This window comes from Aliiroseovarius sp. S1339, from assembly GCF_023195695.1.
Lineage (GTDB): Bacteria > Pseudomonadota > Alphaproteobacteria > Rhodobacterales > Rhodobacteraceae > Aliiroseovarius.
In genome coordinates, this window is sequence record NZ_JALPQG010000011.1 from 18850 (window position 1) to 30066 (window position 11217).

An 11217-nucleotide genomic window follows, 5' to 3' on the forward strand; every position below is an offset into this window, starting at 1 on the left:
AAAATGGAGTGGCTAGCTTCCGTCATCCGCCGGATAGGCCCGCTGGACCGAGATAGGAGATGTCGATACGGCCTTCTTCCTGGGCGACATGGGCCCGTACCAAACCATTCCTTCCAGGGTTGAGTGCAGCCTTCACCAAACCAAGCGGCTCTCCATCTGGGCCAAGTGCAAATAACTGCCCATCGTTGTGATGAATCTGCACAGGTGAGCCTGCTGTTGGTTGACCGTCAAACCATTCAACGTTTGCCCAGTATCGACGATCAGTCCAAACTAAGCTTTCGGCCGGTTCATAGCTCTTCGTGAATGCGACCCACATGTCCCTAGTTTCGGTCGTAGGCCAATTGGGTTGAGCGCTCCAAGCGGCAACGGATTCGGACTGCAACCACAAGCGAAGCTCGTCACCAGTCTGAAAGTTAGTGCCTGTATCTGTCACAGCTTTGATTGCGGCGAGCCGCGAGTTGAATCCGGCCTGAATGAGCATGGCGGCAGATCGGTTGATCGTGCCCGTTTCAACAGCTGCAACAGCATATCCGAGCTCAAAATCATCGAGTGTAAATCCGATGTCGCCGATAGTATCGCCATTCGCAGAGGCCCGAACGCGAATGGCTTCCATCGCCCAAGACAGTCGATAGACCAGCCCACCTTCTACGAATTGCAACGTCTCGGATTCCTGACCTGCAGCTGCGGCAGCAAGTGGCTCGCCCAACAGCCAGGCGCGAAGAATGTCACGCCAATTGTCTGGCATTTTCTCCGGCACAAACGGTTCGATCGCAAAGACCATTTCAGCAAGGGCTTTGATAGCACCAATCGCTTCCTCACCCTCACCGTTGAGCAGTGCCCCGTTAGCTTGAACTAGCAACTGATTTGCGTCCGCAGCGATTGCATCTAAAGCCAACCCTGTTGATAGTCCAACTCCGGCAAGAAAATACCCGCGGCGGGACTGCGCAGTGGATTGATTCCAGATGAATTGGCTGCGGGAGACTAGGCCTGCCTTTAGGACAAGCTGCACATCTTCGTTCAGGCGCAAAAGTCGGCGATGCCAAAGCGATGATTGGAGTATCGCATCGAGAGCAGCTTCAATCTCAGCGTCTGGGACGTCATCTTCTCCGATCAGGCTCAGGATAGCGGTATCGAGATTTGCGATATGTCGCTCCCACTCAGCATGCGCACGCTCGCGATGTTCTGGCTTTTCATTTGGAATCTCAGGGAAAGCCCAGGCAATCGCGTTGTTCGCGACATATCCGACTAGCGCGTTCAGGTCGCCCCCAAGGCGCCGATGCATTCGAGACAACAGTGTCCAAACCAACAGCGCGAGTCCGCTCTCCATGTTGCGGGCACCCAGATCGCTGATCAGCGCCTCCCAGTTCCGTCGCTTCTGGGCAATGCCGTCGAACATTGGAAAGAGGACGACGCCTTCCACATCGACATAAGCCCGCCCGGCCCGGCCAATTACGTTCTTGAACTCAGAAACATCGATGCGTTCCCGATTGCGGTGCAGCGAATGCATCACAACAGCTGTCGCCGAGAGATTCAGACCCTGTGCGAGTGTTGGCGAAGAAATCGTCACCTTGAGGACACCATCTCCCAAAAGGCGTTCAATCTCCTTTCGGTAAGCGGTCGGGAGAGCGCCGTGATGGAGCGCCACCCCCAAGCGCAAGCATTTCAAGAGTGCGCTGTCGGGTCCCAACCATTCCTCACCCAAGGCAATTGCAGTGCCCAATTGATCCGGTTCCACTTCTAGGAGTGATCGCAATGCTCCACGTTCATGAAGATCGACAATGACTTCGGCAAAAGGTTCGACACTGCGCCGAATGGGGCAAAAGATCAATACGGTCTGGCCGTCATCGACCAATCGCCAAGCTGTAGCTAGACAGAGTTCTCGTTGATCCTTTGGGAATAGAGTTGTGCGGCGCCGTTTCGGTGGAACCCAAGTCGGAGGGACCTCACCGACTATGAAGCGCTGAACCCATGGACGTTCATCGCCAACACGGAGATTCAGACGCGCTGTCGGAGAGTTCCAGACGACCTCTCCGAACCTCAATCTTGTCGGACGCCAGTCATGCTTGATTATATCTCCTGGCTGATCACGCCGTAACCACTGCGAGAAATCATCAAGTTGATCGCCGTCCGGCAAAATGGCTGACAGGCAGACAATTCGTCGCTGCTCGGCGTCCGGTCGACGCAGGAGGCGTTGGATTTGTACTTCATATCGGACCTCCCGCTCATTGATGCCAATCATGTGTCCTTCATCGAAGATCAGGAGGCCAACGTCGTCCAGAAGAGATGGGTCGTTGCGGAGAGCAAAATCGAGCTTCTCGGGTGTAGCGACCACAATGTTGCGCTCGCGGATCGCATCTTCATCAAACCCGCTGACCCCAACACTGCCGTAGAGCGCAGAGATGGTCTTCCCAAGAGGGCCAAACGTCTTTTGGAGGGTAGTTTCGGTTTGGGCCGAGAGCGCCCGAAGCGGAGTGACAAACACCACTCGCTGTCCGCCAGAAAGACACCGCAAAATGCAAAGCTCTGCGATGCGGGTTTTTCCGGCGCTTGTCGGCAGAGAGACTACCAGATCGTCGGACTGATCCACGGCGCGCGCCGCCGCTTCGATCTGAGAGGGCCAGAGATCGATCTCCGCTTTGCGCCGTTGGTGGAGTGACGCTATGAATAACTCGCGGAGAGCGGGCCAGTCAGCGGCTTCACCACCCAAGGGTTGAAGCGGCACGCGTTCATGAAACGTGTTCGACCAAAGATCGCTGAGCAGGTGGATGGCGATGCGATGGGACCACCATTGGGGTAAGAGGTTGAACTCGGCGCAAATCGACATGCTGTTTTGAAGCCGTTCAATTGCCTGATCCACAAGCGCGCTTTCACCCCGCTCGATGGCGAGAACATACAAGGACAGCGCTGCAAAAAACGTGTCGATCAATGCCGTGTCGAGGGCCTCGAAGAGAAAATCGTCTCCGCCATCAACAACGGGTTCGGTTGCTTCTTTCTGGTCCAGGCGTGCCCGTAGAAGTTCAGTAATACTGGTATCGCTGCCCGTTTGCGAAGCACGGTAGTCGAACACGACGGTCCGAAACGCCGTGAAGTCCCGACGCATAAGGAGCGCAAGGGCGCGTTCGAGCGGTGAGAAGTTTTCGTCATTCTCAACGGTTGTGAGAAGCGAGTATGCCCGAGCCGTCAGGTGGGCGAGATGGTAGCTCGCTGCTGCCATCACGAAGTGGAAGTTGCGATTGCTTTCGTTCGGATCCCCTTTGGCGACAACTGCTTCTAGCGCTGTAGCGGCTTGTTCGAACGCTATGCGCGCCTGCGTCGCGTCACCGTCAAGTTCGCGAAGTCGCAGACCAAGACCCAAAAGCGCATAGCCGTAAGAATTCAGATCGTAGCTCAGACGGTCATCGAAGTTGGGTGAGTCTGGTGGCAACACGCCATCACGCCAGATGATCGCTCGTGCCTGTCCGCGCGCGATCAAGCTGCCGCGAAACCCCGCAGCAGTCGCTTGCGCAATGTCGGCAATAATTTCTTCAGGCGTTGTTGGCATTGGCAATCACCTGATCATAGACCGCGCCGATGAAGGCACCGTGGCCCTCAACGCGTAGGCCAACACCCCATTGGTTGAACTCGCCGGGGTAAGCTTGCAAGGCGGCAGTCAGAAGCGCGTCGGGCGCATTGCCGGAGAATGTAAAGAGCAGATGCCGCACATTTTCCTTTGGAATACCGTGTTTTAGTAGTGCATCATCGATGGCGTCGGCCAACGGCAAATCTTCCATTTCCATCAATCGTGCGGAGACGAACGACAATGCATGTGGTGATGGAAGCCCACCATCCTTGTCCAGCCCTGCGCGCGCCTCGGTAAGGGTTTGATTGCTGAGAGCCGCCCGGCTTTTTGCTTCCGTTTTAAGGAAATGAAGGCGCATGCTTTGTGGATCTTGAAGCATTCCAATCACGTCCTCTCCGCGCATCGCCATGTTGCGGTGGTCCTTCCAACGCAGGCGCTTGATAGGGGCCCGATAGCCATTACTCTGTGCGTCGATCCATTCTGTCGCATAGATCTCGCCTAAGTCCCCTGAACGGATCGCTTTCGTCGTCGGTAGTTTCTCTTCAATCAGCGCTGCCGCCGCCGGCTTTCCAAGCCGCCTCAAAGCCCGGGCGACATGCTCCTCTGAAGCATAGTGTCCTGGCACAACCGTCGCCGTCGCTTGAACACCCACTCCCAGGTGTGCAGGGTGGCCCGTCAGCACCCTAAGCGTGTTGTTTCCAACCGGAGTATCCGCTGTGCTGCACCATCCATCGAATATGGGCATTCATAAACTTCTTTCGTAGAATAGAATTGGAACTTCATAAGTAAGAGAGTGGATAAGAGTCCAATTCAACTTCAAAAATTGCCTTTTTTGGTGGACCTGTGTAGTGGCTCATTAGAAAGGGATTTCGTCATCCATCTTACTTGGCTTTGATGTCGTTACACTGACTTTGCCCTCGACTACCTCAGCCTGCTTTGGGTCGATGCACTCGAGATCTAAGAATTCCTTTTTGTGTTAACCTCCATCATCCCGCCAACTCTGATAGCGTTCTTCAACATTATAAAATCCTGAGAGGCTTGGCTTGCTCTTAAGATTCCAAATTTTACGAGACAATTCCTCCAGCGCCAGGCCATCTTTGGGACGCCAACCATGTTGGATTGCCCAAGATTTGATGTGAGGAGATGGATCGGCATGTCCTTTTGCTCGAAGAATTCGTAGCACGGTATTTGCATGTTCTTTGTCACGCGGATTGCCTAAGCCGGTGGATAGGTTAACGATCTGTGTCAGTGTCTCCAGCGCTTTGACGACGGTCTGATCTTCGATCAACGTTGCAGGTTCTTGCCGTTTCTCACCGTGTACAACAACTCCCCAACGTTGTGACCAATCATCTGCTTCCCCTTCAAACTCGGGCACTACTACCACTCCACCTATGTTGTGCAGACCATCGACAAAATCGAGAATCGATTGCTCCGCATAGTAAACAAGCACAACCGATTTCCGAGCTGATTGGCTCATTGTGCGCATCGTTTCAGCGTGCAGTTTAATGCCCCCTGACAATGAGGCTGTTCCCTTTGCCAGAGTTTGCACCACTGCCTTTCCGAGAAAACCCGACAAGCTTGTTTGCGTGAGTTGGTTCTTTGTGTGTGTCAGCAAGACAACGTCTGAAAAATTCTCCTGTTCGCAGATCTTTTTTGCATAAGCCAGCGCAGTTTGGAGAGCGTTCTTGTCATGACTGTCGATTGGAACAAGAACACGAATGGTATTGGTCAAAAGAATTCCTTTCAAAATAAATAGTTGAAACAGATTGTGAAAGTTCGGAGCGCAACACAACCCTTGAATGATACAACTTAGAGATCAAGGGTTTTGAATGTTCCTTCGACGGCTGCACTGCAGCATAGAGAAAGCCAGTCGAAGGCAACAAAGGGCCGAACCCGCTGAACGAAATGTATCAGATGGCATTGACCGGTTTCATCGCCGCCAGTATCGGTCGCCCTGTGAAGTTGGGTTACTTAGAACTGTTAGGCGCTTTGCGGATTTCTTGCCACCGAACGGAAAGCTGTTCGCAAACGCTAAGGCGGCCTCTTGAGTGGAAAAGGTATAGGCCAAACCCGGATTTCCAGTTGTGCTGAAGCTGCCTTTTCGCCACGTAGCATAACTCCACCCGCTGTTGCCACGCCCGACAAGCCCTACCCAAGGATGCTTTTCATCGTGGTTTCGGGTCCCACCAAGCTTCTCAGGGAGTGGAAGTTCGCTGCTCATCGGGTGCGCCTTTTTGCTCAGTCTGAGTCGATCCGTTTTCGGGCAATCAATTTACATGTGGTAATTCTCATTTTGCAAGGCAAGGCACGTTCGTCCACGCCAGCAGAAGTATAAGGTGTCATCGGCTTGGCGTCCGCAGCGAATGGCGGCAATGCGGGCTGCGACTGCAGCATCGAAGCATCACGGCCAAAGGCGGCTTAGGGCCGTTCTCCACAAAATGACTGGACTAGCTGGCCAAACAGAGCAAACTGTCGTAGCGACGCACCTGAAGCGTGCGCGTGAACTTCTCCGCCCGGACCTCCGGGCTGTGGTCGGTAGCAGGGCCGGTCAGGTCCTGTGTAACCTGATTAGGAGACCTCATGACCCAACAAACAAAACCATCGACCAAAAAAGCCCAACTGATTCAGATGCTGAGCCGGAAAGCCGGGGCGGATGTTGCCGCCATCAGCGAGAAATTCAACTGGCAGCCACACTCCACACGTGCGGCACTGACGGGCCTGCGCAAGTCGGGATACGTGCTGGACGCTGAGAAGCCGGGCAGCGGCAAGCCCTTGCGATACCGCATTGTCGACAGGCCCGCGGCGGATGCTGTCTGATGACCGCTGAGAGCGCGGTAGAAGCTCGTTGGGCAGAACTTTCTGACATGGATCGTTCGACCCTTCGGGTGGCCTGGACAGAGGCTTTCGACAACACACCACCTCACTTTTTGTCGATGACTTTCATGCGTAAGGCACTGATCTGGCATGTTCAGTGCCGCCGGTTTGGCGGGCTGTCGCCGGACGTGAAGCGGGCCTTCGATTCCGCAAGCGCAGGTAAGACCATGAGGAACACACCGGCAGCAATCCGACCAGGAACGCAGCTTGTCAGGGAATGGAACGGGCGGCGGTATCAGGTCGATGTTAGCGATGATGGATATGTAATGAATGGTGAGCGGTTTAAGTCATTGTCGGCCATAGCCCTGCACATCACCGGGACGAGCTGGTCTGGACCACGCTTCTTCGGGCTGAAAAGCAAATCGGGTGGTGTCGCATGAAGAAGACCCGCTGCGCGATCTATACCCGCAAATCCTCGGAAGACGGGCTGGAGCAAGAGTTTAACTCGCTGGATGCACAGCGCGAAGCCTGTGCGGCCTTTATCGCCAGTCAGAAGATTGAGGGCTGGGTTCTGGTTCCTGATGCTTATGATGATGGTGGGCTGTCGGGCGGGACACTGGAGCGTCCTGGGTTGCAGCGGCTGATGGCAGACGTCCGGTCAGGCAAGGTGGACCGGATTGTTGTCTACAAGATCGACCGGCTGACACGATCGCTGGGTGATTTTGCCAAGATCGTCGAGGTTCTGGATGAGGCAGGCGGATCGTTTGTCTCTGTGACCCAATCATTCAACACCTCCACAAGCATGGGGCGGCTGACGCTGAACATGTTGCTCAGCTTTGCCCAGTTTGAGCGGGAGGTTACGGCCGAACGCATTCGCGACAAGATCGCAGCCTCCAAAAAGAAAGGCCTGTGGATGGGGGGCAACGTACCGTTGGGCTATGAACCTGATGGCAGAACGCTGAAGGTCAAGGAGCCGGACGCGCAGATTATCCGAACGATCTATGATCTCTACAAAGAGCATGGCACGGTTCGGAAAGTGAAAGATCAGGCAGACAGGCTGGGTCTTAAGACAGCCATCCGCACATTGTCATCGGGCCGGCTGAAGGGCGGAACGCCCTTCAGTTTTGGTCACATCTATTACATCCTGACCAATCCGGTCTACACGGGCCGCATTCGCCATAAGACAAACGTGTATCCCGGCCAGCATGCACCGCTCATCGAGCCAGAGCTGTGGGATGCGCTGCAGGACCAGTTGATGGGCCGTTCAGTTAGCAACCGCCTCGGCAAAGAGAGAGGACAGGGAAGAGGTGGTCGAAAACAGGCCTCACTTCTGATTGGCAAACTGTTTGACGAAACCGGTGATCGTCTCACCCCGAGCCATACAAAGTCCTCCAAAGGACATCGGCTCAGATACTATGTTTCAAACCGTCTGATACGAAGTAAAGGCGCCAAAGACCCATCTGGCTGGCGACTGCCCGGGCCTGAGCTGGAAACACTGGTTGCTACACTGCTCCGCAAGCATCTGGGTACCCCGGCCGTGACGGCAAATATCGTGAGCGACCCAACAACAGAAGAGACTGCAGCGATTGCAAAAAAGCTGGCAAAAATCACTGGTACTGAAGCCAATGAGCACAACGAAAAGCGCAGTCTTCTCCTGCCGCTTTGTCATCGCATTCAAATCAAACCAGGACAGATCAAGATTTCTATGTCCCCGGAAAATCTGGCTGAAATTCTGGATGTTGCCTCCAAACGTGTGTCAGAAGAATGCCTCGAGATCGACGCCGCGTTCCAACACCGCAAGCGGGGTGTTGAAACGAAACTTGTCCTGTCCGACACAACCAGTCCGCGCGATGAAACCCTGTTCAAAAACATCGCAAAGGCGCATCACTACTTTAACCTGATCCGAGCCGGGAAAACCTATGCCGAGATTGCTGCATCTGAAGGCGTATCAAAACACCGGGTTTACAAGCTGGTCGATCTGGCATTCCTGGCTCCGGATGTCTTGAGAGATGTATTTGCCGGTTCTCAACCAACTGGCCTGACATCAGAATGGTTGCTGCGCCATGCCATTCCGGCACTTTGGGATGAACAGAGAGAAGTGTTCCGCACCCTGTAAATAGGCTCGGATCCTGATAGGACCAGCCCCGCATAATCCCAGCAGCATCTAACACACCCTACCGTCGACCGTCCAAAAGCCGTTTCCAGACTTTTAGCAGAATCTCACTGATTTACGGCACGTTCCGGGTCTGGGGTATCCGGATACCCTGAAAGACCCCGGAAAACACAGAGAAAAATCCGAAGACTGGTATTGGTATGAATTTGTCATGAGTGTTGGCTGGGGTGGTAGGATTCGAACCTACGGTACACGCTACCAAAAAGCGTTGCCTTACCACTTGGCTACACCCCAACTGTGCGCGCTTTCCTAGCCAAAGCCAACCCGCAGCGCAACCCCAAATTAGTGGATTCTTTCTCACAATCCATTCGTGGCAAACTGCGCCAATGCCAAGGGATAGCCGCCACGTCGCGATGATCCGTCGGGCGGCGTTTCGACTTGGGTCCTAATCTAATAATGTCTGGTCATAAGCACCAATAACTGACTCTCGGCGGATGATGTTGTCAAAGCCCGCAAACACCTTGCGAAGGTCAGCTTTGCTGGTGAAACTTTCGCAGATCACCACGAGGTTGGGCGTGTTGGAGGACGCACGGACAAGCGCCCATGCGCCGTCGTCAAGCTGGACGCGCGCGCCATTGACCGTCTGAATGTCGGCAATTTTGCGTCCCGCAATCATGTCGCCGTTCCGCTGCATCTGACGAAAGACCTCTGTAAGTCGCGCGACAACCTCGTATTTCTGATCATCCGGACATGTGGGTGAAAGGGTGGGAGAGGTCCAACTTGGTGGCAAGGACGCGATCAGGTCTGAAAGGGTCGTATCACCGTTGTTGTCGATCAACCTGCAAAGCTCGACCATCGCGCGCAGGGCACAGTCAAAACCGCGCCCTATTGGATTGCCAAAATAGAAGTGGCCGGACTTTTCGAACGCCGCCTGCGCGCCAATCGCACGAAGCCGCCGCTTCACATGGCTATGGCCAGTTTTGCAATATTCGACAACCGCGCCGTAGGACAATAAGACAGGGTCGGTGGCAAACAGCCCGGTGGATTTTATGTCCACAAGAAACCGCGCCCCAGCCATCGCGCCCGCGATATTGCGCGCCAACAACAACCCCAATTTGTCGGCAAACACCGCGTTACCAGCATCATCCACAGCGCCAAGGCGGTCGCCGTCGCCATCCAACCCCACACCGAAATCTGCCCCACTTTCGCGGACGGCCGCGCCCATATCACTGAGCATTTCAAGGGCTTCCGGGTTTGGGTTGTAGTTTGGGAAGCTGTGATCAAGCGTGCAGTGCCGCTCGATCACCTCAATGCCAAGCCGTCGCAGAACGTCAGGCGCGAACGCACCTGCGGTTCCGTTGCCCGTGGCACAGACCACGCGCAGCGGGCGCGAGATCTTTGCGCCCGACACCACATCGTTGAGATATGCATCCTTCACACCCGCCACAGGCTCGATTTTACCCCCTTCCATTCGATCAAAATCTTGACGGAGAATGATGGCTTTCAGCTCCGCCATCTCCGCAGGCCCATGCGTGCAGGGGCGATCAAAACCCACCTTAATACCGGTCCAACCATTTGGGTTGTGGCTGGCAGTTACCATCGCGACCGCGCCCACATCCAGATGAAACTGAGCGAAATAGGCCGTGGGCGATAAGCTCATACCAATGTCGTGCACATGCGCACCAGCCTGCATCAGACCTTCCGACAGCGCCATTTTCATCGCGGGGGAATAGCTTCGGTGGTCATGGCCGACGATGATCTGACGCCCCGCACCGCGTCGCATCAACTGCGTACCAAGACCCAACCCGACCGCACGCATGCCGTCCAGATCGATATCATCCGGGTAACGCCAGCGGGCGTCATATTCCCTAAATCCGCTGGGACATAAGCGCATCGTCATCGCCGCAAAGGTCTTTCCTTCGCCAGCCGATCAAAGGCCGCAAGATCCGCGATTAGCTGCGCCATCTGGTCCAGCGGGATCATGTTTGGCCCGTCTGACGGCGCGTTGTCGGGGTCTGGATGGGTTTCAATGAACACGCCTGAGATGCCCAGCGACACTGCTGCGCGCGCAAGGACGGGCGCGAATTCTCGCTGCCCACCGGACGCGACCCCCCGCCCTCCCGGCATCTGTACAGCGTGGGTGGCATCCATGATCACCGGGTATCCAGATGCCGCCATTTGCGGCAAGGCACGCATGTCCGTGACAAGCGTGTTATAGCCAAATGACGTGCCACGCTCGGTCAACATCACCTGCGCATTGCCCGAGCCAGTCACTTTCGCGACTACATGTTCCATGTCCCACGGGGCGAGAAACTGACCCTTCTTGATGTTGATGGGTTTGCCAGTTTTTGCGGCGGCAATCAGAAGATCTGTTTGTCGGCACAGAAATGCGGGAATTTGCAGGACATCGGCGATGCGGGCGACGTCGCCGCATTGATCCGGTAGATGCACGTCGGTCAAAACCGGCACGTTCACCTGATCTTTTACCGCCGCAAGGACGGCCAAACCTTCGTCTATCCCAAGGCCCCTTTGGCCCGACAATGACGTCCGGTTGGCTTTGTCGAAGGATCCCTTAAACACATAGCCGACCCCGCAATCGGCGCAGATGCGCGCCATTTTTTCGGCGATCATCACAGCGTGGTCCCGCCCCTCCAACTGGCAGGGACCCGCGATGATGATCAGGGGGCGGTCGTTGCCAATGCGCAGATCTCCGACAGCCACATCTTTCATA

The 11217-nt window shown here is 55.1% G+C and carries 8 protein-coding genes and 1 tRNA gene; 3 read left to right on the top strand and 6 right to left on the bottom strand.

Translation table 11 applies throughout. The features are described 5' to 3' along the window. Positions 1 to 22 precede the first annotated feature (22 nt). From MUY35_RS15170 to MUY35_RS15180, 3 genes are all read right to left on the bottom strand, one after another. Positions 23 to 3541 (bottom strand): DEAD/DEAH box helicase, encoded by a 3519-nt coding sequence (locus tag MUY35_RS15170; RefSeq protein ID WP_248370025.1) that lies wholly within the window; start codon positions 3539 to 3541, stop codon positions 23 to 25. Further along, the gene (locus MUY35_RS15175) at positions 3525 to 4304 is read right to left on the bottom strand and encodes a DUF1837 domain-containing protein (RefSeq protein ID WP_248370026.1); all 780 of its coding nucleotides are present in this window, start codon (positions 4302 to 4304) and stop codon (positions 3525 to 3527) included. Before MUY35_RS15175 ends, MUY35_RS15170 begins: the two co-directional genes overlap by 17 nt. A gap of 231 nt (positions 4305 to 4535) precedes the next feature. Then, the gene (locus tag MUY35_RS15180; RefSeq protein ID WP_248370027.1) at positions 4536 to 5291 is read right to left on the bottom strand and encodes a hypothetical protein; all 756 of its coding nucleotides are present in this window, start codon (positions 5289 to 5291) and stop codon (positions 4536 to 4538) included. A gap of 848 nt (positions 5292 to 6139) precedes the next feature. Here MUY35_RS15180 and MUY35_RS15185 point away from each other — a divergent pair. Genes MUY35_RS15185 through MUY35_RS15195 form a run of 3 tightly spaced genes read left to right on the top strand, consistent with a single transcriptional unit; the run spans position 6140 to position 8489 of the window. Continuing rightward, the gene (locus MUY35_RS15185) at positions 6140 to 6376 is read left to right on the top strand and encodes a DUF3489 domain-containing protein (protein ID WP_248370028.1); all 237 of its coding nucleotides are present in this window, start codon (positions 6140 to 6142) and stop codon (positions 6374 to 6376) included. Next, positions 6376 to 6813: a DUF2924 domain-containing protein gene (locus MUY35_RS15190; protein WP_248370029.1), complete on the top strand. Its 438-nt coding sequence runs from the start codon at positions 6376 to 6378 to the stop codon at positions 6811 to 6813. The genes MUY35_RS15185 and MUY35_RS15190 overlap by 1 nt, the downstream gene beginning before the upstream one ends. Continuing rightward, positions 6810 to 8489 (top strand): recombinase family protein, encoded by a 1680-nt coding sequence (locus tag MUY35_RS15195; protein WP_248370030.1) that lies wholly within the window; start codon positions 6810 to 6812, stop codon positions 8487 to 8489. Before MUY35_RS15190 ends, MUY35_RS15195 begins: the two co-directional genes overlap by 4 nt. A gap of 216 nt (positions 8490 to 8705) precedes the next feature. Here MUY35_RS15195 and MUY35_RS15200 read toward each other — a convergent pair. The 3 genes from MUY35_RS15200 to kdsA form a co-directional block, all read right to left on the bottom strand. After that, positions 8706 to 8780 (bottom strand) — tRNA-Gln (locus MUY35_RS15200). Between the two features lie 151 nt (positions 8781 to 8931). After that, entirely contained in the window at positions 8932 to 10386 is a 1455-nt protein-coding gene (locus MUY35_RS15205; RefSeq protein WP_248370031.1) for a phosphomannomutase/phosphoglucomutase, read from the bottom strand. Then, positions 10383 to 11216 carry a 3-deoxy-8-phosphooctulonate synthase gene (gene kdsA, locus MUY35_RS15210; protein ID WP_248370032.1) on the bottom strand — a complete coding sequence of 278 codons (834 nt, stop codon included), beginning with the start codon at positions 11214 to 11216 and terminating at the stop codon, positions 10383 to 10385. The genes MUY35_RS15205 and kdsA overlap by 4 nt, the downstream gene beginning before the upstream one ends. Position 11217: the final 1 nt, after the last annotated feature.

What these genes read in the sequence shown, in the direction of transcription:
- MUY35_RS15170 (WP_248370025.1), bottom strand. Translation starts at nt 3,541, where the DNA reads ATGCCAACAACGCCTGAAGAAATTATTGCCGACATTGCGCAAGCGACT.
- MUY35_RS15175 (WP_248370026.1), bottom strand. Translation starts at nt 4,304, where the DNA reads ATGCCCATATTCGATGGATGGTGCAGCACAGCGGATACTCCGGTTGGA.
- MUY35_RS15185 (WP_248370028.1), top strand. Translation starts at nt 6,140, where the DNA reads ATGACCCAACAAACAAAACCATCGACCAAAAAAGCCCAACTGATTCAG.
- MUY35_RS15190 (WP_248370029.1), top strand. Translation starts at nt 6,376, where the DNA reads ATGACCGCTGAGAGCGCGGTAGAAGCTCGTTGGGCAGAACTTTCTGAC.
- MUY35_RS15195 (WP_248370030.1), top strand. Translation starts at nt 6,810, where the DNA reads ATGAAGAAGACCCGCTGCGCGATCTATACCCGCAAATCCTCGGAAGAC.
- MUY35_RS15205 (WP_248370031.1), bottom strand. Translation starts at nt 10,386, where the DNA reads ATGACGATGCGCTTATGTCCCAGCGGATTTAGGGAATATGACGCCCGC.
- kdsA (WP_248370032.1), bottom strand. Translation starts at nt 11,216, where the DNA reads ATGAAAGATGTGGCTGTCGGAGATCTGCGCATTGGCAACGACCGCCCC.